A 23,251-nucleotide genomic window follows, 5' to 3' on the forward strand; every position below is an offset into this window, starting at 1 on the left:
TTCCATTTCTCGGTGGACTGGTGGATCAGAGCACTTCGAAAACGCTGATACGCACGGCGCTTGCCAAGCGCTCCCCGCTGCCGATGAAAATCGTATGGTTCAGCCAGGCATAGCGCGGATCGCCGGTCTGCAGACGCGGCGTGGTGCGCATGTAATAGAGCGCCGGATCGACCGTCTCGCCGGCCGCCAGCCGCGCCAGCACGTCTGCCGGCCCGTGACGGAAACCGAAATTGCGGATGTCGATCATCGCCCCGTCATGGGTTTCGATCACGTAGCGCGTATCGAGTTCCGCGTACCGGCATCATAGACGCTCTGCCAGTCCGCGCCGAGATTGAGGACGCGCCCCGAAAGGCGTTCCCCTTCCACCACGCCGCCGATGATCGGGATGATCCGCCAGCGGCCGCCCGGGCCGCCTCCCTTCTCGATCGGCGCGCCGAGTTCGGCGCGGATTTCGCAAAGCTGCCTGAGGCTCGGTGCGATCATGTGCGTTATCTCATCGTTTGCGGCAGCCAGAGCGAGATCACCGGGAACGCCACCAGCAGGAAAAGCCGGATGATATCGTTGAGAATGAAAGGCATGACGCCGCCGTAGATCGTGGTGATCTTCACGTCCTTCGCAATCGAATTGATGACGAAGACATTGATGCCGACGGGCGGCATGATCATGCCGAGCTGGCAGGCGACGACGATGATGATGCCGAACCAGACCGGGTCGAAGCCAAGATGGCTGATGACCGGGAACACGATCGGCACGAGCAGGATGATCATCGCCATCTCGTCCATCAAAGCCCCCGCGATCAGGAAAATGACCAGGATCAGCGTCAATGTTCCGTATGGTCCGAGATCCATTCCGACCAGCATTGCCGTCAGCTTCTGCGGCGACTGGGTGATCGCCAGGAAATAGCCGAACAGGATGGCGCCGATCAGCACGCTGAACAGCGAAACCGACGTCCGGAGCGACTCCACGAGGCTCGCCATGATGGACCGATAGTTCAGCCGGCCGCGCAGCAGGCCGATGACCATGGTCATCAAGGCCCCGACCGCCGCCGCTTCCGTCGCGGTGGCGATACCGAGATAGATTACCCCGATGACGGAAATGAAAAGAAGCATGACGGCCCAGACGTCCCGAAGCGATGCGAGAGCCTCCCTCAGCTCGAACGGCTTTCCGGGCGGCAACCGCTTGCCGTGGGCGATCAGCACGGTCGCCATGTACATGAAGGTCGCCATGATGCCGGGGATGATGCCGGCCATCAGCAGCTGCGCGACATCCGTCTCCGTCAGAAAGGCGTAGACGACCATGATCACCGAAGGCGGGATCAGAATACCGAGTGTGCCGCCTGCGGCGATAACGCCGGTCGAGGTGGCATCGGCGTATTTCGCCTTGCGCATCTCGGGCAGCGCGATGCGGGTCATTGTCGCGGCGGTCGCAATCGAACTGCCGCAGATCGCCGCAAATCCGGCACAGGCGCCGATCGTGGAGAGCGCGAGCCCTCCCCGGAACTGTCCGAGCCAGGCATTCCCCGTCCTGAACAGTTCCCGCGACATGCCGGAATTGGTGGCAAAGGCCCCCATCAGGATGAAGAACGGCACGAGCGTCAGGTTGAAGTCGGTAATCACGCGGATCGGCGATGTCGTCAGCAGGTTGAGCGCCGGCGACATGCCGCGCATGGCGGCAAAGCCGAATATGCCGACCAGCCCCATCGAAACGCCAAGCGGAACGCGCAGGCCCATGAGCACGAACATGGCGACAAAGCCGCCGATAGCGACGAGATCAGCAGTATTCATACGCCATGGCCCTCAAGCGGATCGATATCTTCAGGTTCGCGCCGAACGAAAGGCGAGATCGCGGTGGTGACGACGGCCGATGCGCAGCCGAGCCAGATCAGTCCGATCAATGGCCAGACGGGGATGCGCAGATCGAACGTCGCTTCATTGCTCCGATAGGCGCTGGCGAGGCGGAAGAACATCATGTAGGCAAGCATGGCCGTGAAGGCGAGGAGCAGCGCCCAGGCGATGAAATTGAGGACGCGGCGCCCCCGCGGCCCCATCGGCTCGTAGAGCAGGTCGACCGCGATATGCCCGCCGCGATAACCGAGCGACGCGAGACCCCACATGATGCAGGCGCCGATCAGATAGCGCGAAATATCGAAGGAGTCTGGGATCGGCCACGCCAGGACATAGCGGCCAACGGTGGAAGCGACGATCAGGATGGTACACAGCCCCAGCAGGATGCCTGCCACAAGATCGACCACGTCGCTGAAGCGTTCCAGATAGCGGTTCATGGACAGCACTCGATGAACAGATGGAAAAGGGCGGGCGCCGCGACAGCACCCGCCTGCGAATGGTCCCGCACGCGCTATTTCACGTCGGCGCCGTATTTCTTGAGTGTCTCTTGCAGGCTCGCCCAGGCCGCCTTCGCGTCTATGCCGGCCTTGGTGGCTGCAGTCTCCCATTCGCCCTGCAGCGAACCTGTCGCCTTTTTCCAGAGGCCTACTTCATCCGGGGTCGGCTTGTAGAGGGTGTGGCCGCCCGCATCGATCATCTTCTTGCGCCCGGCCGCTTCCGCATCGGCCCATTTGCTGGCCATCTTCTCGGCCCATTCGGGCGTGCAGTGATCGTCGATCACCTTGCGGTCGGCGGCGGAAAGCCCGTCGATCTTGGCCTTGTTCATCACGAAGGCAAAGGTCGTCGCGTAGAACGGCAGGTCGAGATGATGCTTGGTCACGTCCTGCAGACCGAACGTATAGATCGAGTTCCAGGGCGAGGCAGTCATGTCGGCACCTCCCTTGGAGATCAGTTCGCGCATTTCGCCCGCCGGCACCTGCACCGATGCGGCGCCGAGCGAACTCACCATGCGGGCCATGGTCGCGTGCGCCGGGCGGATGTTCTTGCCCTTCAGGTCGGCAGGAACCTGGATCGGTCCCTTGACGCCGTGCAGCGTTCCCGGGTCATGCAGATGCACCATGCAGACGTAGACGTCCTTCATTTCCTTCTGGGCGTACTGCCCGTACCATTCGTCGATCGCCCGCGACCCGCCCTTGGCATTGGCGATCAGGAAGGGAATTTCGCCCGCCGCGATGATCGGGAAGCGCCCCGGCTGATAGCCCGGATTGATGAAGCCGATATCGACGATGCCGTCGCGCGCCATGTCGTAATGATCGGGTGCGGCGCCGAGCTGAGAGGCGGGGTATATGGTGATGTTGATGCGCCCGCCGGACGCTTCTTTGATCGATTTCGCCCAAGGCTCCATCCCGCCCGGCTGCAGCGCATGAGTGGCGGGGACCCAGTGCGACAATGTCAGTTCCACGTCGGCGGCGTGGGCGGGTGCAGTCAGCGCCGCGAGGCAGGCCGAAGCGAGCAATGCCTTCAGTTTCATGTGTTTCTCCTCCCTTTGAGATCAGAGGCCGGCGGGGCTCCCTCCCCGCTCCGGCCGGCGAATATCGCGGTCAACCCACCAGGAGAGTTCAAGTCCCGGGCAGATCGCCGAAGTCGTTGGAAATTCCGTGGAGAGACGCAATTGCGGCGCCCATAAAAACGGCCGGCGAAAGATGCGCCGAAAGGTCGGCGGCGACGCGGCCGGACATCATCTCCGCAGCCGGAACCGAACCCGCCATGTCTGTGGCAGATGCAACTGTCCCGGCCAGTTGTGTATACATTGATTTCCTCCCATGCCCGGTCTCCCGAGGTGACGCCGTCCTCCCGACATCGCCTAACCGAACATTCGAATTTCAACACATCCAGGCTGAAACGACAAGCTTCCATTTCGTTTTGGGATACAAAAAGTCAGGGCTCCTGAGATTTTTCCGATAGGCACTTCAACCGCGGTTCAAACCGTCTAGAATGTCGCGGCAGCACTTCATGCATACACGGCAGGATGAATGCGGCAACAAGGCGGGGCTGGGAGACGCTGATCTTAAGGAGGGAATGTTCGGCCGGGAGAAACTGCCGGCCGATCGGTTGGGATACGGTAGCGGCGTCCAAAACCGTTCGCGGAAACGCCGGGACGCGCCAAGATTTCCGGCCCTGGTTGCTTTGGATCCGCAAGCCGGATCGAGCCCTGGGCACGATTATTTCAAGTCATCATTGCGGCATCAGGGAGGAAAAAATGGAAGATCTCGTCACGCCGGTCGGTCAGGCGATTGCGAAACTCAAAGGCATTCTCGGCGACAGGCTGGTGACCTCGGCTTCCGTTCGAGAGCATCACAGCCACGATACGTCGCGGCTCACCCCTCACCTGCCCGATGCCGTCGCCTTTCCGCGCATCGAAGAAGAGGTCCAGGCGATCGTTTCTGCCTGTGCTGCGCATGGCGTACCGGTCGTGCCGTTTGGTGCGGGGTCCTCGATGGAAGGCCATACGATCCCGATCCGCGGCGGCATCTCGCTCGATACCCGCGAGATGAACAGGATACTCGAGATCCGGCCCGAGGACCTGCTGGCCGTCGTCCAGCCCGGCGTCACCCGCAAGCAGCTCAATGTGGAGTTGCGCGAAACCGGCCTGATGTTCTCGGTGGACCCCGGCGCCGATGCCTCGATCGGCGGCATGGCCTCGACCCGCGGCAGCGGCACCACTTCGGTGCGCTACGGCACGATGCGAGAAAACGTGCTGGCTCTCCGGGTGGTGACACCCGACGGCGAGGCCATCCAGACTGGATCGCGGGCCAGAAAATCCTCGTCCGGCTACGACCTGACGCATCTCTTCGTCGGCTCCGAAGGCACGCTCGGCGTCATCACCGAATTGACCGTCCGCCTGCATCCGATCCCGGAGGCCGTTTCATCCGCCATCTGCTCCTTCCCGACGGTCGCCAATGCCGTCGAAGCGGTGATCGAGGCGGTGCAATACGGCATCCCGGTCGCCCGCGTCGAATTCCTGGACGAGGTGGCGATCGCCTCGACCAACAATTATTCGAAGCTCGGCCTGCCGGTCGCCCCCACCCTGTTCTTCGAGTTCCACGGCACCGAGGCCTGGGTGAAGGAACAGGCGCGGCTTGTCGAGGAGATCACCAAGGGCCATGACGCGATCTCCTTCCGCTGGACCGCGGATGCGGACGAGCGCGCCAAACTCTGGCAGGCCCGCCACGATCTCTACTGGGCGACCAAGGCGATTATTCCCGGCTTTGAGCTCTATACCGGCGATATCTGCGTGCCGATCTCGCGGCTTGCCGAAAGCATCGTCGCGGCGCGCGCCGATATCGATGCCTCGTCGCTGACAGGCCAGATCATCGGCCATGTCGGCGACGGCAATTTCCACACCGCCTACCTGATCGACCCGAACAATCCGGACCACCTGAGGCAAGCCGACGAGATGGCCGACCGGGTCGTCGAACGCGCACTCGCCGTCGGCGGCACGGCGAGCGGCGAACACGGCATCGGCATCGCCAAGCTCAAGTTCATGCGCAAGGAACACGGCAAGGCGGTGGATGTGATGAAGAAGATCAAGGCCGCGCTCGATCCGCTGGGGATCATGAACCCGGGCAAGATGGGTGACGCTGGCTGAGGCGCGACGGCCGGCCGGCAGAACGCTCCAGTGGAGCATTCTGAGCGTCGAACGCCCTGGGCCTAGCAACGGGCCGATAAACTAACGGGGGGACATCCCCCGTACCCCAAAACTCATGTGGGGCTTCGCGTTGAAGATGCCGCCGATCCAGATTGGTTCAATTTCCGCAAGCGGCATTGCGAGCAGTTTCGTTGGCGATGTAGGCGGGATCATAATCATCGAAGCAACGGCTGACGCGGTCATTCAATTGCCAACCCCACACCCCGAAAGCAACCGCCACAAGCAACAGAACCACCAGTACGCGCCGTCCGCTAAGGCTCTGCATCGTCGCCGTTTCTTCCAACCACATCTGGCAAAAGCGTTAGCAAACAGCCGACTTTTGAGCAAGGTGACGGAGGCTATCGTTGACAGCTATTGGCAAGGCGTGCCCCCTCACAGATTCCGCTGGGGCTTTGCCGCCTCGCGTTCTGATCCCGAAACGAGCGAGGTCTTGGAAGAAAAGGTCGTTAGCAACGGCTATGTCATCATCACGAACGGACGCTGCTATGTGAAACCGGTCCAATTCATAGGCAAGGCGCACATGATCGCGGTTGCGTGGTCGAAAGTGGAGACCGGCAATGACCGAAGCTCTTGTAGGCACTTTCTCGACTCGCGGGGAACCGTCACGCAGACGGCGTATCATCGCTAGTCGGCCATGAGGATCAAACCGCCGTCGTCAACAGATGCCACCATCTAATGACCGCAGCACGTCAGGCACCACGCCCCAGCATCAACCGCCACCTCCACCAACCAAAAACGGCGCCCGAAGGCGCCGTTCTCATGTCATATCCTGGGAGGATATCAGACCTTCTTGGTGCGCCAGCTTTCGGCATAATTTTCGCGGGCTTCGGCCGCATAGGGGGTGGGCGAGACGCGGACGCGGATCTCGGCCTGTTTGTGGCCCTTTTCGATCGACGTCTTGCCGGTGCCGCCGTTCGGTTCGCCCCAGATCAGCGTCAGAACGTCGCCTTCCTGGACGTCGGCATCGACGATGCCGAGCGACAGCATGCAGCGTTCGTTGTAGCTGTAGCCGTTGAACATCGACATGCCGACCACCTTGTCGCCATGCATGATCTTGTCGGCGCTCGAAGACGCATAGTTCGGCTGCGGCAGGTCGATCCACTTGTAGGCTTCGCCGCCCGGCACGAAGTTCGAGGCGATGACCTTCATCACGTCTTCCGCGTTCCACTCGAAGGTGACCTTCTTGCGCTGCGGCTGCGACTTCATCTTTTCCAGCGCCTCGCGGCCGACGAAATCGTGGTCGAACTTGATGTAGATGCCGTAACCGAGCTCGTACGGGTTGACGTAGTAGTCTTCGATATTGTCGGAGACGAGGCTGCCGCCGATCGAGCCCGTCGCCTCATAGCTGTCTTCCGTCAGCCAGTCGCGATAACCTTGCAGTTCGGCGGCGGTGTAGATGCCCGGCAGCGGCGACGGAATCCAGCCCGATTCCAGCGTGTTGGTGGAATAGGCGCGCGCACCGACGAGATAGAGGTCGACGCCGGCGTCCTTGGCGGCCTTGACGATGATCTCGCGGACTTCGTCCTTCTCGGCATAAGGTCCCCAGACTTCGAGACCCGGAGCGCCGGCCATGCCGTGGCGCAGGGCCTGGACCTTCTTGGAGCCGATATTGATCCAGTCGACATGGAAGAACTTGATGTCGGGGATCGGGCCGCCATTCATCTTCTCAAAGATCTTCGGAGCATCCGGCCCCTGGATCTGGAAGCGGTAGTGAACGCGATCGACTTGCTTGCCGTCCGGGCGCGAAGGCGAACGCGGGTCGTGGGTGAGCTTGACGTCATGCTTGCCGAGCGAAGCGTTGTAGCGCAGCCAGTTGGCGGTCGGCGCACGGCCGACGAGCACGAATTTGTCATCACGCTCGCGGAAGATGATCATATCGCCGATGACGTGTCCGGCAGGCGTCACCGGAACGTAATGCTTGGCGCGATCGACGCCGAAATTGGCAAAGCTGTTGATCGCCAAGCTTTCCAGGAACTTGGCCGCATCCGGACCTTCGACGATCAGCTCGTCCATGTGGTGCGACTGATCGAACAGCACGGCCGAATGGCGCCATGCCATCTGCTCGGTGCGCCAGTTCGAAAACTCCGGCGCGACGACCGGATAGATATACATGCCGATGCGCGAATTGCGCAGCATCTCGACAGTATTGCCCTTCTCTTTCAGGATCTGGGTGAGATTCTTAGCCATTTGCCTACCTTCCCTCGGTTGCTCTCTCCTGCAAGTCGCCCCCCGGAAACCGGTTCGGGATACGATATGCATCGTCTCAAGATTCTCATGCAAATGAGGGCCAGCGGTCTCCTCCCGCCATCTCCTCTTAACAACCCGGTTCTCGAACCTCGCCTCAACGGCTTTGCGGAAATCGAGGCCTCCTCCCGGGACGAAGTAATTCATAGAGCAATCGATTTTGGGATACAATACCCATATTGGGTCGATCGACGAAAAGCACCGCAACAGCCCATTAGAATTGCGCTGTTTCTATAATATATTGGTGATAATTGATGCAGTGCGGAAAAACCAACGAGATCCGGATTATCGCCCTTCAACGGGGGATTTGGCAATTTGGGATCCCAAATTGGAATTCCCTACCGCCGGGACGTAGGTCCTAGTCTTCGTTTTCATCCTGCATCATGCCGTTGATATGGCCCGCCGGACTGTCGAGGTCGAAGATCGGCAGGATGCGCGAGCCGTCGATCGCGAAAAGCCCCTTGCTGATGCCGAGGCTGATCTTCACGCCTTCCCCATGCTCGCGAAAAAGGCTTTCGGCACGGGCACCGTCGCGGGCGATCAGCGCCGAGACCATGTGATGGTGCTGCCAGTGCGCGTAATGCAGATGCTGCGCCCGCTCCTTGCGCGTGATGTTGTCGAAGCGGATCGAATCCGGCGCGCCGAACGGCACGCGGTCGAACAGGCTGGTGAGCTGATGCAGCAGGTTTCCGCCGGCAGCCTCGATGATCAGCGTGTGGAAACGCAGGTTCATCACCGCATAACGCTCCTCGTTGACGGGGTCGTCGATGCCGCCGTTCTCGAAGATGTCGTCACCTTCCCGCAGGCAATCCTTGAGCTCCGCCACCAGCGTCGGCGACGGGCCTTCGCTGGCGATCTTCTTGGCCGCATAACCCTCGATCATCGAGCGCAGTTCGATCGCCTCGATCACGTCGGCCACCTTGTAGGCCCGGACACGGTAACCACGGGCACCAACCCGCTGCAGGACGCCCTCTTCGACGAGTACCGCCAGCGCATGCCGGATCGGCGTGCGCGACACGCCGAGCGCCTCGGCAAGCCCGGATTCGGACAGTTTCTTGCGCGGGTCGATCGTGCCGTCGCTCGCCCAGGTCCTCAGCTTGTCGATCACGTGCTGCTGGCGGGTCTCCTGCTTCTCAGGCCCGGGAGGATTCTGAGTTCGGGTACCTGTGGTCATGCTTGGGCCTCACCTGCGCCATATCGAAATGCAGATCGCGGCGAACGAGAAACGCCCGACGGGAACACCACTTCAATATTGAATATCTGCGACAAAACGCAAGTTTTCCATATCTGTGGCCAGCCGAAACGATCAGTTCCGCACGGCCCAGGCAGCCTCCACGGGTGCGGCAACCGTGACCGGACGGCCGATATCGACGTTCGAAAGCGACGAGGCCTCGACATGCAGGGTCTGCGCCGGGGTCTTGACCATGATCGAGCGGTGCGAGCCGCGGAAGATCGCCTGCGAAACCTCGCCCGACCAGGAGAGATCGCCGTTCACCTGGCCCGCATCGCGGACATGCAGGTTCTCGGGGCGAACCATGACGGTGACATCCGCTCCCTTCGGCATTTCCGTCGCCGCATGACAGTCGCCGGACCAGCCCTGGCCTTCGACCGAGAGCTTGAAATATTGCCCGCCATTCGGACGGCAGTCCTTGACCGTGGCGTTCAAAAGGTTGGGCGTTCCGAAGAAGGCGGCGACCTGCCGGTTTTCCGGCCGGCGGTAGATCTCTTCCGGCGCGCCGACCTGCAGGATCTTGCCGCCATGCATGACGACCACCCGGTCGGACAGCGCCATGGCTTCCGCCTGGTCGTGGGTGACGTAGAGCGCGGTAATCTTCAGCCGCTGCTGCAGCGCGCGAAAATCGTCGCCCATCTGGGTGCGCAGGCGCGCATCGAGGTTGGAAAGCGGTTCGTCGAGCAGCAACACTTCCGGCTCGAACACCAGCGCACGGGCGATCGCGACGCGCTGCTGCTGGCCACCGGACAGTGCCGGCGACGGACGTTCGGCATATTGCTCCATCTCGACGAGACGCAGCGCGTTCATGACGCGATCCCGGACTTCCGTGTCGGGACGGCGGCGGATGCGCAAGGGGTAGGCGACATTGTCGAACACCGTCATATGCGGCCAGATCGCGTAGGACTGGAAGACCATGCCGAGGCGGCGGCGTTCGGACGGCACGAAATAGCCCTTCTCCGAATCCGAGACGACATTGTCGCCGATCGAGATGCGGCCGCCGGTATTCTTCTCAAGCCCCGCCACCATGCGCAGCGTCGTCGTCTTGCCGCAGCCCGACGGCCCGAGCAGCGTGACGAATTCGCCGCTCTTGATCTTCAGGTTCACGTTGTCCACGGCGGTCACCGCACCATACATGCGGCTCACGTTTTCGAGCGTCACCGAAGCCATATTTCTCTTCCTTGTCGAACACGGATTGCAGGAATCCGCTTATTGAAAACTTGACGATATGCCGGCGGCGGCAAGCCGCCGTGCAGGCTCAGAGCTTGCTGATGCGTGATTTGATGAAGCCGAGCTGCACCCAGCGGAACACGATGACCAGGAGCATCATCATCAGGCCGATGACGCTCACCTGTTCGGCATTGCCGTTGGCCCAGAGCTTCATCAGCACGACGGCGAGCGTTTCCGAACCGACCGAATAGAGAAGGATCGACGCCGACAGCTCGCGCATGATGCCGAAGAAGGTCAGCACCCAGCCGACGGCAAAGGCCGGCCAGGCGAGCGCCACCATGATCCGCCACATGGTCTGGGCCCAGGTTGCGCCGTGGACGCGCGAACATTCTTCCAGATCATAGGAAAGCTGGTGATAGGCACCGGTCATCACCCGCACCGAGACCGGAGTGCCGAGCGCGATATAGGCAAGCAGCAGCGCCCAGATGGTGCCGTAGATCGGGATCGGTCCCGGCAGCATCGCAAACGCCCAGAGGAACCCGACGCCGAGCACCATGCCCGGCATCATCCACGGAAGCCAGGCCATGCTGTCGATCAGGTTGCGGCCGCGCCAGCGGGTGCGCACCGAGATGTAGGCGACGATCGCGCCGAGCGCCATGGTCGCGGTGGCGCCGAGCAGGCCGAGCACCATCGTGTTGCGGACCGCCCGCCAGAATTCGCTGTTGGCGAAGACGGCCCTGTAATGCTCCAGCGTCAGCATGTCGTAGGTGTAGAAGCCGAAGAAGCGGAAGAACGAGCCGAGCATCAGCTGCCCGATCGGCAGCACCACCGTGATGAAGAAGAACAGCACACAGAAGGCGAAGGTGACCCAGCGCCAGGGGCCGAGCTCCATGACGCTCGGGCGAAAACCCTTGCCCGTGACGGTCTGGAAACTTTTGCCGCGCAGCATCCACCACTGCCAGATGACGAGCAGGAACATCAGCCCCATGATCGCGAAGGAAAGCGACGTCGCGTACTGGTAGTCGGGCGTCGCGCGGTGGTTGATCGACTCGTAGATGTCGGTGGTGATCACCTTGATGCCTGCGGGCAGGCCGAAGAACAGCGCCGACTCGAAAGTCTCGATGCCCTTGATGAAGCTCAGCATGAACGAGCTGGTCAGCACCGGCAGCATCAGGAGCAGCGTGATCTTGCGAAAAGTCGTCCAGCGCGAGGCGCCGCACATGCGGCTCGATTCCTCGAGCGACGGGTCCATCGCCCGGAACGCGTCGACCATGAACAGGAACAGGAACGGGATCGAATACTGGCACATGTGCCAGATGACCCCACCATAGGAATAGATGTTGACGAGCGGATCTGTCGCGCCGGTTGCCCAGCGCCAGACCATGTTGATGACGCCCACCTGCGGGTTGGCAAGCATGCCCCAGGCCATGGCCGTCAGGATCGGCGGAATGAAGAAGGGCAGCGTGATCAGCACTTCCAGCGTGCCGCGGAACGGCGTGTCGGTGCGCGCGACGATCCAGGCGAGAAACACCGCGATCGTCAGCGACGGTATGGTCTTGGCAAGCGAAATGCCGATCGTGTTGGCCAGAACGATGAGGTTCTGGGTGGTCATGATCGACCGATAGCCGTTCAGATTGAACTCCCCGGCCATGCCGGGCGGCGTCGAATGCAGGCTGCCGTAGAGCAGCATGGCGAGCGGATAGATCGTCAGGAAGCCGAGGATCAGGATCAGCACCAGCATGCCGATCAGACGCCACAGCGAACCGCCGGAAAAGGCGCGCGTCAAGGCATTGCCGCCCAGCGTCGGCGCAGTTTCGGCGATATCGTCTAGGGGGCGATTGTGGATAATCGTCATGGATTCCTCGCGGCTCCATTTCATGGAAAAAGCAGCGCCGTCACGAGGGTTGCCCGTGGCGGCGCTGGCAGCATTACTTGAAGATGTCCTTCGACTTGGCCAGCATCTCGTTCTGGCGGGTCGTGTCCGTCGTGCCGTAGAGCTTGGCTTCGGAAATCGCCTTGACGTCTGCCGGCAGGCCTTCGGTCATACCGCTAAGGACAGGACCGTAGCCGAGACCCGCGTAGATTTTCTGCACGACCGGGCTCTGCATGAAATCGAGATAGAGCTTGGCGGCGTTCGGGTGCGGAGCCTTCTTGAGCATGACGTTGCCGTAGAGAACGTAAGGAACGCCCTCCTCGGGAATGATGAACTTGACCGGCAGCCCCTTCAGATCCGAGAAATCGGTCATGATCACCGGCATGTATATCGAATATTCGCCACGGGCCGTACGGCGCTGCGATTCGCGCTGGTCGCGAGTGAAGACGAGCTTCTGGCTTGCAACCTTTTTCACATAGTCTTCGCCGATCTTGTCATAGGTCGAGAAGAACCAGAGGTAACCGGCGCCGATTGCGCGCGGATCGTCGGAGAGGATCTTGCCCTGCCACTTGGGGTCGGCAATGTCCTTCCAGCTCTTCGGCTCGTCCGCAGGCTTCACGAGGCCGGTATTGATCATGATCCCGTAGGGAATGGTCATGACCGAGGCCATCGGCACCTTGAGCTTGAACTTGTCGCTGATCTTTTGCGAATTCGGGGTCACCGGCAGCGGATCGACGGACTTGTCCTCCTTGTCGTAGAGCATGGTCTGCCCTTCGCTGGTGAACATCACGTCGGCGGCGAACCGACCGGCGGCCTGTTCGACGCGGACGCGTTCGCGGATTTCGCTGGCGCGCGCTTCAAGCACTTCGACGGAAATTCCGTATTGCTTGGTGAAGGCCTCGGCGATCTGCTTGGTGCTCGGCTGGCCGACGAGCGCGGTATAGAGGACCAGCGTCCCCTCTTTCTTGCCTGCCTCGATCACCTTCTGCCACTCGGCGTCCTGCGCGAAGGCAGGCATGCCGGCCGCAGCCGAAATGGCAAGGCTGCCCGCAGCCGCCATGAAGAACCGGCGCGACCATTTTTGAATGGCCGAAGTCTTCTGAATGAACGAAGTCATGGATGTGTTTGTCGTCACGTGTCTCTCCTCCCTGGAACCGACGATCGAGCGTCGCGCCCGGGACCCGATCCCGGCACTCGACACTCAAAATTTCTGCGGCCACCGGCCGCGATCTCCCTTTTCACCGCAAGCGGTGCCGCTTTCCCGAACAGCTACTCAATCTCGACGGCTCACCGATCGCTCCGAAACGATCTGGCGCGCACCCTGCAATTGACAAGGTCCCTGATAAGCACCGCATGATGCGGAACATTTGGGCCTTCGGTTCGGACGGGATTGGCCTTGGCCAACTGCAAACTCCCTTTTTGAATTCCGATCTGCGCCGGCTCTCCCTGCCAGTCGCGGCGATGCCACCCGGCACCGGAACTCCCTCTTCTGTTAGATTGACCTTTTCCCGTGCAGGGGAAAAGCACCATTTTTTTACATTCACTTTTCTCGAAAATAGAAAGATGAATTGTGCTACCGTTTACGCGGAGGGCCGCTCGACAGGGCGGCATGGGAGACCTAAGACATTGGATACGCTTATCAATATCCGCACGTTTCTGGCGGTTGCCCGGTCCGGCAGCTTTTCGGCGGCAGGTCGTCACCTCGGCGTCGCACCCTCGGTCGTGACGAAACGCATCAGCCGGTTGGAGGACCAGATGCGGGTGAAACTCTTCATCCGCTCCACCCGTCAGATCATCCTGACGGAGGTCGGCGAGCGCTACCTGCCCCGCTACCAATCGCTGGTCAAGGAGATCGACGATGCCATCAGCGGAGCGGCCGCCGTCGCCCAGCGAATCGAAGGACACTTGAGGATCAAGGCGCCGACGACGGTGACGATCGCCTTCCTTGCCCGCATCCTCAGCGACTTCCAGCAGGAGAACCCGAACGTCACCATGGACCTTGCCCTGGTCGATCGTTCCGTCAATCCGGCGGAAGAGGGATATGACATCGCGCTCGGCGCCCTGCCCGCCTCCTATTCCAACGTCGTCGACGAACCGCTCTGCCCTTATCCGCGAAAACTCTGCGCCGCTCCTGACTATCTCGAAAACCGTGGACTGCCGAAACATCCGCGCGATCTGGTCAATCACATCTGCCTGACGTTTCACGCGACGGGTTCAACCTGGTCGTTTCGTAGCCCCGGCGGGCCGATCGATGTCGAGGTACGCTCCGCCTTCAGCGCCAATGATACCCAGATCCTGCACGACCTGGCGCTGCGGGGCCGTGGTGTCGCCATGGTGGCGAATTACGTGGCGGAAGAATCCATCCGGACGGGCAAGCTGATCGAGCTGCTGCCGGACTATCCCGTGGCGGAACTCTGGCTGAAGGCGCTCATCCCCCAGACCCAGGCACGCAAACCGACCGTGCGGGCGCTGATGGAATGGCTGCGCATCCATATGCACGCGGCTCTCGTTCCGGGTGATCGAGCAGCGTGAGCGCCGCGCCTTTGCCCGAGGAGAAAAGCTGAAAGCCGTTTGGCTTTCTCGAATCGAGAAAGCCGCTACGATGAAAAAGCATATTCTCTTGGCCCCCCGTGCCGCTTACCCTCCCAAATCGAGGAAACGCATCGCTGATGCGAGGGCGGTCGGCGTCTTGCGACGTAGCCCCCGGGAGTGAGGTTCAGGTCCGCCGCGAAACGAGCGGCCGGACTGACAGACAAGGGAGGTTTTAAGCGGTGGATACTGCTGTGACCCAGCAGCGCCCTGTGCTTTCGCAATTGGGCGCGATCGATTGTGACGTTCATCCGGACGCGCCGCTGCGCGAGGATCTTCTACCCTATTTCGACGAATACTGGCGCGAGATCGTCACGACGCGCGATGTCGACCGTCTGGAACTCACCAATTTCCCGACACGCACCAAGCCCTTCTTCCGGGAAGACTGGAAGGCGACGGAAGGCAAGGGCGTCGAAAAGCTCCGCAAGAACCTGCTTGATCCCTACGGCCTCAAATACGCAATCCTGAACTGCGTCACCGCCGTGCACGCGATCTACGATCCCTATCTCGCGACCGCCGTCTGCCGCGCCACCAACGACTGGCTGAAGGCGGAATGGCTCGACCGCGACCCGCGCCTGCGCGCTTCTCTCGTGCTGCCGATGCAGAACCCGGAAGCCGCCATCGAGGAGATCGAGCGCTTTGCCGATGACAAGCGTTTCGTGCAGGTGCTGACGCTCTGCATGGGCGAGATGCCGCTCGGCCGCCGCATCTACTGGCCGGTCTACGAAGCCGCACAGCGGCATGGCTTCGCGCTCGGCGTGCATGCCGGCAGCGCCTACCGCCACGCGCCGAGCCAGAGCGGTTTCCTCTCCTATCTCGCCGAGGACTACGCCCACCAGGTCCAGGGTTTTGCGGCCCAGGTCGGCAGTTTCGTCGCCGAAGGCGTGCTCGGCAAATTCCCGGACATGAAGATCGTGCTGATCGAATCCGGCGTCTCCTGGCTGCCCGGCCAGATGTGGCGGATGAGCAAGGACTGGCGCGGCGCCCGCATCGAGATCCCCTGGGTCAAGGAGCCGCCGTCGGCCCTCGTCCGCCGCCAGATCCGCATGACGACGCAGCCTTTCGACGCGCCGCGCGATCCGGCCGAACTGGAACGCATCATCGAGCATCTCGATTGCGACGACATGCTGCTCTTCTCGACCGACTATCCGCATGCGCAATTCGAAGGCGATGCGGCGATCCCCGCCGGTTTCCCGGAACGCCTGATCGACCGGCTGGTTCGGGACAATGCACTCGCCACCTATCCTCGACTGGAGGACTAAGCCATGAACCATGCCGTTCTGGACAAGGACACCAAAGCAGACGCCAAGCTCGGGATCGTCGATTGCGATATCCATCCGGCCTTCGGTTCGCCGGCCGAACTTGCGAAATTCCTGCCCGTTCGCTGGCGCGACCATCTGGCCGATTACGGCCAGCGCAGCGCCAACCCGGTCGTCGGAACCCTGCCCTATCCGCGCATGACCCCCGGCAACGGCATGCGCCGCGACGCCTGGCCGCCGAACGGCGGACCGCCGGCCTCCGACCTTGCCTTTCTGCAGGAACAGCTGCTCGACCCGCTCGGCATCGAATACGGCATCCTGCAGCCGCTGGCGGCCGGTTCGTCGACATTGAACCAGGAACTCGGCGCCGCCATGTGCGCCGCCGTCAACGACTGGCAGCTCGACAAATGGACAGGCCCAGACCCGCGCCTGAAAGCCTCCATCTCCGTCACCCAGGAAGACGTGCCGGCGGCTCTTGCCGAAATCGAGGCGCGCATCGGCGACAGGAGTTTCGCCCAGATCGCCATTCCGCCGCGCACCATCGAGCCGGCCGGCCGCCGGCGCTACTGGCCGATCTACGAGGCTGCCGAACATTACGACATGCCGATCGGCATGCATTCCGCCGCCTACGGCCAGCACGCCAATAGCGGCGCCGGCTGGCTGAACTTCTACATCGAGGAACACTATGCCTTCTCGCACAGCCTTCAGAGCGTCGTCACCAGCATGGTCTTCGAGGGCGTCTTCGAACGCTTCCCGAAGCTGAAACTGGTCGTCGTCGAGGGCGGCTTCGCCTGGGCGGCACCTCTGATGTGGCGGCTCGACAAGCAGTGGGAACGGATGCGCTCGGAGGTGCCGCATGTGAAGCGGCCGCCGTCGGACTATATCCGCGAAAACGTCTGGTTCACCACCCAGCCGATCGAGGAGCCGGAAAACAACCGCCACCTGCTCGATACGCTGCGCTGGGTCGGCACCGACCGGCTGATGTTTTCGACCGACTACCCGCACTGGGATTTCGACGACCCACGCTTCGCCTTCAAGGTGCCGCTGTCGCCGACGGAGCGCGCGCAGATTTTTCGCGATAACGCAAAGCGCGTCTACCGCCTGCCCTGAACATGGAAGGCAAAGCAGCAGATCTTCCGCAAATGCAGTCAACATCCATGGATTGAATAAAGAATGGCCCGTCATGTCATCGCCAAGGTCGAGGAAGTCGATATCGGCAAATCCAAGCTGGTGAAGGTCGCAGGCCGCGACATTGCCCTCTTCAACGTCAAGGGCGAGTTCTTCGCCATCGCCAACCGCTGCCCGCATGAAGGTGCCGATCTCTGCCGCGGCCAGGTGGTCGGGCTTGCCGAAGCCGACGAGCCCGGCAAGGTCCGCATGACCCGGCACGGGGAACTGATCCGCTGCCCCTGGCACGGCTGGGAGTTCGACATCCGCACCGGCAAATCCTGGTGCGACCCGGCGCGAACCCGCGTCAAAAGCTTCGACGTTTCCGTTGCCAGCGGTGGAGCGCTTGCGGAAGGCCCTTACCAGGCCGAAACCTTTCCGGTCTCCATCGATGAGGACTATGTCGTCGTCGAGATCTGAGGCCGTCTTCGAGGTTCGCCGATTCTGGACAAGGCCCGGTGCATCGCCATCCTCAGACAAACGTCGCCTACTGCTAGCCTTGCTCCTGCCGGCCTTTCCCCCAACACGCCGTCATCCTCGGGCTTGACCCGAGGATCCATGATGCTGGCGGTGCGGATGCTGGATCCTCGGGTCAAGCCCGAGGATGACGACCTACAGCGCGAGGCAGCGTCAGCCGTCCCAGCCCGGCGGATGATCCCACCGGGCCGTTTCTGCTCCCATCAGAGCATCTCCAGCGCCAGCGCGATGCCCTGGCCACCGCCGATGCAGAGCGTCACCACACCGCGCTTTAACCCGTCGCGCTGCATCGAATAAAGAAGCCGCGTGGTCAGGATCGCGCCCGTTGCGCCGATCGGATGGCCGTGCGCCACCGCCCCGCCTTCGACATTGGCGATATCCTCCGGCAGACCGAGTCCTTTAAGGACCGCGAGCGGCACCGCCGCATAGGCCTCGTTGATCTCGATCCGCTCGATATCGCCGATCGTCCAGCCGGCGCGCTCCAGCGCCTGGTTGACGGCCGGGATCGGTCCGAGCGCGAACATGCCGGGTTCGACCGCGGCGAAGCCATAGGATACCAGCCGCGCCATTGGCGCCAGGCCCTTCCATGTTCTCCATGCCACCGGCTACGGCTGCCCGGGCATGGCCGAGCCAGATATCCTTGGCCGCACTGGCGATCGCTTCGGCGCCCGAACCGCAGACGCGGTTGACCGTGACGGCCGGCACCGAGACCGGCAGGCCGCCATGGATCGCCGCCTGCCGCGCCGGGTTCATCCTGTTGCCGGCCTGGACGACATTGCCCATGGTGACCGAGGCCACCTCGGAAGCGGCAAGGCCGGAGCGCGCGATCGTCTCGCGGATCACCGCAGCACCGAGATCGACCGCCGGAATGCCGGCAAGCGAGCCGTTATATTTACCGATCGCGGTGCGGACCGGCTGGACGATGACGACTTCGGACATGGAATTCTCCCTAGTTTGCGTTTTCATCGAAGCGGCGCAGGATGACGCTGGCATTGACGCCGCCGAAACCGAAGCCGTTGGACAGCGCGTATTCGACCTCTGCGTGACGCGCCTGCGGGCCGATGAGGTCGAGTCCTTCGGCGAGCGGATCGGGATCTTCGAGATTGAGGGTCGGCGGCAATATGCCGTCGCGCAATGCGAGCGCGGTGATGATGGCTTCGAGCCCGCCGGCGGCACCAAGCAGATGGCCGGTCGCCGACTTGGTCGAGGAGATCGCCGGGCCGTTATTGGTGCCGAAAACCGATTTGATTGCCGCGAGCTCGCCCGCGTCACCCACCGGGGTCGATGTGGCATGCGCGTTGAGATAACCGATCGCTTCAGGTTGAAGGCCTGCCATCTGCAGCGCCCGCTGGACCGCCCTTTTTGCCCCGGAACCATCGGCCGGACCGGCGGTCAGATGATAGGCATCGGCGCTGGTGCCGTAACCGACCACCTCGACGAGCGGCGTCGCGCCGCGGGCCAGCGCATGTTCGAGCGTTTCGATGACGACGATGCCGGCGCCCTCGCCCATGACGAAACCGTCACGCGCCGCATCGAAAGGCCGCGACGCCTTCTCAGGCGTATCGTTGAAGGCGGTGGAAAGGCCGCGCGCCGCAGCAAACCCGCCAAGCGCCACGCGGTTGATGCAGGCCTCGGTGCCGCCGCAGAGCGCGACATCGACTTCGCCGCTCCTGATCATCCGCATGCCGTCGCCGATCGCCTGGACGCTTGCCGCGCAAGCTGTCACCGGCGCACCGATCGGGCCTTTGAAACCGTAGCGGATGGAGACATGGCCGGCGGCCAGATTGACGAGGAAGGACGGCACCGTGAAGGGCGACAGCCGGCCGGCGCCGCGCGCGTCCACCGTGCGCACCGCCTCGGCGATCGAATGGAACCCGCCGATTCCGGAGGCGATGATCGTCGCGGTGCGGTCCTGCTTGTCGTCGGTATCGGCGACCCAGCCGGACTGCTCCAGCGCCTGCCGCGAGGCTTCGAGCGCAAATGTGATGAAACGGTCCATCTTCTTGCGCTCCTTGTGCGGCACCGCAAGGTCGATATCGAAGCCGAACTCGTCCTCGTCGATGCCGGGCACGACGCCGCCCACCTTGGCGTCGATATCCGGCACCATTTCCTCGGGCAGCCGGCGCAGGCCGGAACGGCCCTCGATCAGGCGTTTCCAGGTGGCTTCCACGCCGCTGGCAAGCGGCGATACCATGCCCATGCCGGTGATCACTATTCTGTCGCTCGGTCTTGCCGGCATGTTTCACCTCGATTTAAATTTTGATCATCATTTATCTCCTTTAAATGACAATCGAAATATAAGAGTCAAGGTGTTCGAAGGAGAAGACGATGAAGGTGAGCCGCCAGGAGGCCGAGGAGAACCGCGCCCGCGTTGTGTTGAAGGCCGGCGAACTGTTCCGCGAATATGGCTTTGACGGCATCGGCATTGCCGACCTGATGAAGGCCGCAGGCCTGACGCATGGCGGATTTTACGGTCAGTTCAAATCCAAGGTGGATCTGGCGGCCGAGGCGTCGCGCCAGGCGCTGACGCTCAACATCGCCCTGTGGCGGGAGACGATCAACCGCACCCGTGACAAGGCCTTCAAGGCGATCACAGGCATGTATCTTTCCCGGCCGAATCTGCTCGTCAGGGCCAAGGGCTGCACTCTCGCCTCTCTTTGCGCCGACGCCTCCCGGCAGGGCGAAGGGGTGCAATCCGTGTTCGCCGAAGGCATCGAAAACCACCTCCAGCTGCTGCAGGAGGTCGTCGATGACGATGGCGATGAGGATCGGCGCCGCAAGTCGATCGTCATCCTGTCCCAGATGGTCGGAGGAATGACGCTCGCCCGCGCGGCCGGCGATACGCCGCTCGCGGAGGAGATCCTCGCCACCCTTCGCGACAAGCTGGAGACCCGCCACTAACCCTTTATGGCGCAAAGGAAATGCACCCATCGGCCGGTTGCGCCTCAGAATTTGTTCCCGAATGCCTCGTGACAAAATTTCCTGCCTGTGCGGCCGGCAATTTCGCTGGCAATATGCAGAAAATGGCTGGCTGCAGGAGAGAGCAATGACGATCGCCACCCTATCCCGACGGACACTTTTGCAGGCAGGCGGCGCACTGCTGGCCTCGACCGCGCTTCCGACCTTCGCCCTTGCCCAAGGCGCGCCCGCCGGCGGGCGGCTTATCGTCGCGGCGGACTCCGAGCCCAAAAACCTCAACCCTGCGATCGTCGCCTCCAACGGCGTGTTCTTCATCGCGAGCAAGGTGGTCGAACCGCTCGCCGAAGCCTCCTTCGACGGAAAGGACGGCCTGGCGCCGCGCCTCGCCACCTCCTGGGAAGGTTCTACCGACGGCAAGTCGGTCACCTTCAAGCTGCGCGAGGGCGTGAAATGGCATGACGGCAAGCCGTTCACCTCGGCCGACGTCGCCTATTCGGCACTCAACATCTGGAAGCCGCTGCAGAACCTCGGCCGCCTGGTCTTCGCAAACCTCGAAGCCGTCGACACGCCGGACGCAACGACCGCCGTCTTCAGGTTCTCCAAGCCGACGCCCTTGCAGCTGATCCGCAACGCCCTGCCGGTCGTCAGCAGCGTCGTGCCGAAACATCTTTATGAAGGCACGGACATCGCCACCAATCCGGCCAATGTGAAACTGGTCGGCACCGGCCCGTTCAAGCTCACAGAATACAAGCCGGGCGAATATTACCGCCTGACCAAGAACGCCGATTACTGGGGCAAGGGCGAACCGAAGCTCGACGAGATCATCTTCCGCGTCCTGCCGGACCGCGCCGGCGCCGGCGCGGCACTGGAAGCGGAAGAGATCCAGCTCGCGGCCTTCTCCGCCGTGCCGCTTACCGATCTCGCGCGCATCTCCAAGGTGCCGGGCATCAAGGTCATCTCCAAGGGCTACGAGGCGCTGACCTACCAGCTCGTGGTCGAGATCAACCACCGCCGCAAGGAGCTCGCCGACGTCAAGGTCCGACAGGCAATCGCCCACGCGATCGACAAGAAGTTCGTCGTCGACACGATCTTCTTGGGTTACGCCGCTGCCTCGACCGGTCCCGTGCCGAAGAACGCGCCGGAATTCTACGATGCCAGCGTGCCCACCTACGCTTTCGACACGGCCAAGGCGAACGCCCTGCTCGACGAGGCAGGCTACAAGAAGGGCGCGGGCGGCACCCGCTTCTCGCTGAAACTGCGCCCGGCGCCCTATTTCAACGAGACCAAGCAGTTCGGCGATTACCTGCGCCAGGCTCTTGCGGCAGTCGGCATCGACGCGCAACTGATCAACGCGGATTCGGCGGCCCACCAGAAGGCGGTCTACACGGATCACGATTTCGATCTCGCCATCGGGCCGCCGGTCTTCCGCGGCGACCCGGCGATCTCGACGACCATACTCGTCCGGTCCGGCATCCCGGCCGGTGTGCCCTTCTCCAACCAGGGCGGCTACGAGAACAAGGAGCTCGACGGCATCATCGCCAAGGCTGCGGAAACGGTCGATACCGCGGCCCGCACGGAGCTCTACAAGCAGTTCCAGAAGATCGTCGCCACCGACCTGCCGCTGATCAACGTCGCCGAATGGGGCTTCATCACGGTGGCGCGCGATACGGTGCAGAACGTCTCCAACAATCCGCGCTGGGCAGTCTCGAACTGGTCGGATACAGCGCTGAAATCGTGATAGGCTCCGCGCACTATCCGATTCAGAGGCGCTTTTTGGCGTGAACCGAGCCATTCGATTGATCCGACGTCGCGCGATCAGCAGTATTCCGGTGCTGCTGATCGTCGTTGTCCTCACCTTCCTCCTGCTCGAATCCGCCTCCGGCGATGCGGTGGATGCCTATCTCCTGTCGATCGGCGGCGGCGACGCGACCATCGCCCAGTCGCTGCGGCAAGCTTACGGGCTGGATCAGTCGATGCTCGCCCGGCTCTGGCTCTATTTCTCATCGCTGGCGACGTTCGATCTCGGCTGGTCGGTCGCCTTCGGCAGGCCGGTCCTCGACCTCATTTTTGAACGCCTTCCGAACACCCTACTGCTGATGGGCAGCGCCACCGCGCTCTCCTTCGGGTTGGGCTCCGCACTCGGGATCGTCGCCGGTGCAAAACCAGAAAGCATAATGGACAGAATGCTTTCGACAGGCTCCCTCATTCTTTACGCGATCCCGAGCTTCTGGCTCGGCCTGGTATTCAGCATCGTCTTTGCGGTGCAGCTCCGCTGGCTGCCGACCTCGGGCATCGAGACGATCGCCTCCGGCAAGGCGGGCCTTGCCCGCGCCATGGATATCGCCCGGCACCTCATCCTGCCGGTCGGCGCGCTGGCGCTGATCTACATGGCGCTGTTCCTGCGGGTGATGCGTGCCGGCATGGCCGAGGCCTGGACATTGGATTTCGTGCTTTTCGCCCGCTCCAAGGGGCTTTCCCGCACCCGCATCGTGCTGCGACATGTGGCGCGCAATGCGCTCCTGCCGCTCGTCACCATGCTCGGCCTGCAGTCGGCGGCCATGCTCGGCGGAAGCGTCGTCATCGAGAGCATTTTTGCCATTCCCGGTTTCGGCCGGTTGGCGCAGGAGGCTGTCAGCGGCCGCGATGCGCCGCTGCTGATGGGCATCATCGTCGTCAGCGCCGTGCTGGTCATCTGCGTCAATCTTCTCGTCGATCTCGTCTATGCAGCACTCGACCCCCGCGTCGGTGCCTCGGAGCCCAATTCATGAG

The 23,251-nt window shown here is 62.4% G+C and carries 19 protein-coding genes and 2 pseudogenes; 9 read left to right on the plus strand and 12 right to left on the minus strand.

The features are described from left to right. Window positions 1–25: 25 nt before the first annotated feature. The 5 genes and pseudogenes from LZK81_RS29330 to LZK81_RS12920 all read right to left on the minus strand — a co-directional run bounded on the left by LZK81_RS29330 (window position 26) and on the right by LZK81_RS12920 (window position 3,655). A pseudogene (locus tag LZK81_RS29330) lies at window positions 26–483 on the minus strand (DUF3237 domain-containing protein). A gap of 5 nt (window positions 484–488) precedes the next feature. Continuing rightward, entirely contained in the window at window positions 489–1,784 is a 1,296-nt protein-coding gene (locus LZK81_RS12905; protein ID WP_233953537.1) for a TRAP transporter large permease, read from the minus strand. Next, a complete protein-coding gene (locus tag LZK81_RS12910; RefSeq protein ID WP_233953538.1) occupies window positions 1,781–2,281 on the minus strand; it encodes a TRAP transporter small permease in 501 nt (166 codons plus the stop codon). The genes LZK81_RS12905 and LZK81_RS12910 overlap by 4 nt, the downstream gene beginning before the upstream one ends. Window positions 2,282–2,355: 74 nt before the next feature. Further along, the gene (locus LZK81_RS12915) at window positions 2,356–3,375 is read right to left on the minus strand and encodes a TRAP transporter substrate-binding protein (RefSeq protein ID WP_046608660.1); all 1,020 of its coding nucleotides are present in this window, start codon (window positions 3,373–3,375) and stop codon (window positions 2,356–2,358) included. A gap of 88 nt (window positions 3,376–3,463) precedes the next feature. After that, entirely contained in the window at window positions 3,464–3,655 is a 192-nt protein-coding gene (locus LZK81_RS12920; RefSeq protein ID WP_233953539.1) for a hypothetical protein, read from the minus strand. A gap of 449 nt (window positions 3,656–4,104) precedes the next feature. On the opposite strand from LZK81_RS12920, the gene LZK81_RS12925 reads away from it, so the two are divergent. After that, a complete protein-coding gene (locus tag LZK81_RS12925; RefSeq protein WP_233953540.1) occupies window positions 4,105–5,493 on the plus strand; it encodes an FAD-binding oxidoreductase in 1,389 nt (462 codons plus the stop codon). A 130-nt stretch (window positions 5,494–5,623) separates the two neighbouring features. Then, window positions 5,624–6,181, plus strand: coding sequence for a hypothetical protein (locus LZK81_RS12930; RefSeq protein WP_233953541.1), 558 nt, complete (start codon window positions 5,624–5,626; stop codon window positions 6,179–6,181). Between the two features lie 152 nt (window positions 6,182–6,333). On the opposite strand, the gene ligM is transcribed toward LZK81_RS12930, so the two are convergent. The 5 genes from ligM to LZK81_RS12955 all read right to left on the minus strand — a co-directional run bounded on the left by ligM (window position 6,334) and on the right by LZK81_RS12955 (window position 13,206). Further along, window positions 6,334–7,740: a vanillate/3-O-methylgallate O-demethylase gene (gene ligM, locus LZK81_RS12935; protein WP_233953542.1), complete on the minus strand. Its 1,407-nt coding sequence runs from the start codon at window positions 7,738–7,740 to the stop codon at window positions 6,334–6,336. 415 nt (window positions 7,741–8,155) lie between these two features. After that, window positions 8,156–8,971 carry a GntR family transcriptional regulator gene (locus LZK81_RS12940; protein ID WP_233953543.1) on the minus strand — a complete coding sequence of 272 codons (816 nt, stop codon included), beginning with the start codon at window positions 8,969–8,971 and terminating at the stop codon, window positions 8,156–8,158. A gap of 132 nt (window positions 8,972–9,103) precedes the next feature. Continuing rightward, on the minus strand, window positions 9,104–10,198 hold the full coding sequence (locus LZK81_RS12945) for an ABC transporter ATP-binding protein (protein ID WP_046604071.1): 1,095 nt from the start codon (window positions 10,196–10,198) through the stop codon (window positions 9,104–9,106). An 88-nt stretch (window positions 10,199–10,286) separates the two neighbouring features. Then, the gene (locus tag LZK81_RS12950) at window positions 10,287–12,053 is read right to left on the minus strand and encodes an ABC transporter permease (RefSeq protein WP_233953544.1); all 1,767 of its coding nucleotides are present in this window, start codon (window positions 12,051–12,053) and stop codon (window positions 10,287–10,289) included. Window positions 12,054–12,126: 73 nt separating this feature from the next. After that, window positions 12,127–13,206 carry an ABC transporter substrate-binding protein gene (locus LZK81_RS12955; RefSeq protein ID WP_233953545.1) on the minus strand — a complete coding sequence of 360 codons (1,080 nt, stop codon included), beginning with the start codon at window positions 13,204–13,206 and terminating at the stop codon, window positions 12,127–12,129. A 491-nt stretch (window positions 13,207–13,697) separates the two neighbouring features. Between LZK81_RS12955 and LZK81_RS12960 the strand changes: the two genes are divergently transcribed. The 4 genes from LZK81_RS12960 (at window position 13,698) to LZK81_RS12975 (ending at window position 17,506) form a co-directional block, all read left to right on the plus strand. After that, window positions 13,698–14,603: a LysR family transcriptional regulator gene (locus LZK81_RS12960; RefSeq protein ID WP_046604069.1), complete on the plus strand. Its 906-nt coding sequence runs from the start codon at window positions 13,698–13,700 to the stop codon at window positions 14,601–14,603. Between the two features lie 239 nt (window positions 14,604–14,842). After that, a complete protein-coding gene (locus LZK81_RS12965; protein ID WP_233953546.1) occupies window positions 14,843–15,922 on the plus strand; it encodes an amidohydrolase family protein in 1,080 nt (359 codons plus the stop codon). Between the two features lie 3 nt (window positions 15,923–15,925). Continuing rightward, window positions 15,926–17,029 (plus strand): amidohydrolase family protein, encoded by a 1,104-nt coding sequence (locus LZK81_RS12970; RefSeq protein ID WP_233953547.1) that lies wholly within the window; start codon window positions 15,926–15,928, stop codon window positions 17,027–17,029. Window positions 17,030–17,092: 63 nt separating this feature from the next. Beyond that, window positions 17,093–17,506, plus strand: coding sequence for a Rieske (2Fe-2S) protein (locus tag LZK81_RS12975; protein WP_233953548.1), 414 nt, complete (start codon window positions 17,093–17,095; stop codon window positions 17,504–17,506). 260 nt (window positions 17,507–17,766) lie between these two features. On the opposite strand, the pseudogene LZK81_RS12980 reads toward LZK81_RS12975, so the two are convergent. Both LZK81_RS12980 and fabF read right to left on the minus strand, forming a co-directional pair. Continuing rightward, window positions 17,767–18,502, minus strand: a pseudogene (locus tag LZK81_RS12980) (thiolase family protein). A gap of 10 nt (window positions 18,503–18,512) precedes the next feature. Continuing rightward, complete coding sequence (fabF, locus tag LZK81_RS12985; RefSeq protein WP_233953549.1) at window positions 18,513–19,802, minus strand: beta-ketoacyl-ACP synthase II; 1,290 nt, start codon at window positions 19,800–19,802, stop codon at window positions 18,513–18,515. Between the two features lie 89 nt (window positions 19,803–19,891). Here fabF and LZK81_RS12990 point away from each other — a divergent pair, with 89 nt between their 5' ends. The 3 genes from LZK81_RS12990 (at window position 19,892) to LZK81_RS13000 (ending at window position 23,250) form a co-directional block, all read left to right on the plus strand. Beyond that, window positions 19,892–20,464 (plus strand): TetR/AcrR family transcriptional regulator, encoded by a 573-nt coding sequence (locus LZK81_RS12990; RefSeq protein WP_046604063.1) that lies wholly within the window; start codon window positions 19,892–19,894, stop codon window positions 20,462–20,464. A 145-nt stretch (window positions 20,465–20,609) separates the two neighbouring features. Then, the gene (locus tag LZK81_RS12995) at window positions 20,610–22,220 is read left to right on the plus strand and encodes an ABC transporter substrate-binding protein (RefSeq protein WP_233953550.1); all 1,611 of its coding nucleotides are present in this window, start codon (window positions 20,610–20,612) and stop codon (window positions 22,218–22,220) included. A 40-nt stretch (window positions 22,221–22,260) separates the two neighbouring features. After that, window positions 22,261–23,250, plus strand: a complete 990-nt coding sequence (locus tag LZK81_RS13000) for an ABC transporter permease (RefSeq protein WP_233953551.1) — start codon at window positions 22,261–22,263, stop codon at window positions 23,248–23,250. Window position 23,251 lies beyond the last annotated feature (1 nt).

The sequence above is a fragment of the Neorhizobium galegae genome, assembly GCF_021391675.1.
Lineage (GTDB): Bacteria > Pseudomonadota > Alphaproteobacteria > Rhizobiales > Rhizobiaceae > Neorhizobium > Neorhizobium galegae_B.

Bases quoted from the DNA above. Each gene is read 5' to 3' on its own strand.
- LZK81_RS12910 (WP_233953538.1), bottom strand. From the start codon at position 2,281: ATGAACCGCTATCTGGAACGCTTCAGCGACGTGGTCGATCTTGTGGCA.
- LZK81_RS12915 (WP_046608660.1), bottom strand. From the start codon at position 3,375: ATGAAACTGAAGGCATTGCTCGCTTCGGCCTGCCTCGCGGCGCTGACT.
- LZK81_RS12945 (WP_046604071.1), bottom strand. From the start codon at position 10,198: ATGGCTTCGGTGACGCTCGAAAACGTGAGCCGCATGTATGGTGCGGTG.
- LZK81_RS12925 (WP_233953540.1), top strand. From the start codon at position 4,105: ATGGAAGATCTCGTCACGCCGGTCGGTCAGGCGATTGCGAAACTCAAA.
- LZK81_RS12920 (WP_233953539.1), bottom strand. From the start codon at position 3,655: ATGTATACACAACTGGCCGGGACAGTTGCATCTGCCACAGACATGGCG.
- LZK81_RS12970 (WP_233953547.1), top strand. From the start codon at position 15,926: ATGAACCATGCCGTTCTGGACAAGGACACCAAAGCAGACGCCAAGCTC.
- LZK81_RS12975 (WP_233953548.1), top strand. From the start codon at position 17,093: ATGGCCCGTCATGTCATCGCCAAGGTCGAGGAAGTCGATATCGGCAAA.
- LZK81_RS12905 (WP_233953537.1), bottom strand. From the start codon at position 1,784: ATGAATACTGCTGATCTCGTCGCTATCGGCGGCTTTGTCGCCATGTTC.
- LZK81_RS12940 (WP_233953543.1), bottom strand. From the start codon at position 8,971: ATGACCACAGGTACCCGAACTCAGAATCCTCCCGGGCCTGAGAAGCAG.
- fabF (WP_233953549.1), bottom strand. From the start codon at position 19,802: ATGCCGGCAAGACCGAGCGACAGAATAGTGATCACCGGCATGGGCATG.
- LZK81_RS12990 (WP_046604063.1), top strand. From the start codon at position 19,892: ATGAAGGTGAGCCGCCAGGAGGCCGAGGAGAACCGCGCCCGCGTTGTG.
- LZK81_RS12995 (WP_233953550.1), top strand. From the start codon at position 20,610: ATGACGATCGCCACCCTATCCCGACGGACACTTTTGCAGGCAGGCGGC.
- LZK81_RS12950 (WP_233953544.1), bottom strand. From the start codon at position 12,053: ATGACGATTATCCACAATCGCCCCCTAGACGATATCGCCGAAACTGCG.
- ligM (WP_233953542.1), bottom strand. From the start codon at position 7,740: ATGGCTAAGAATCTCACCCAGATCCTGAAAGAGAAGGGCAATACTGTC.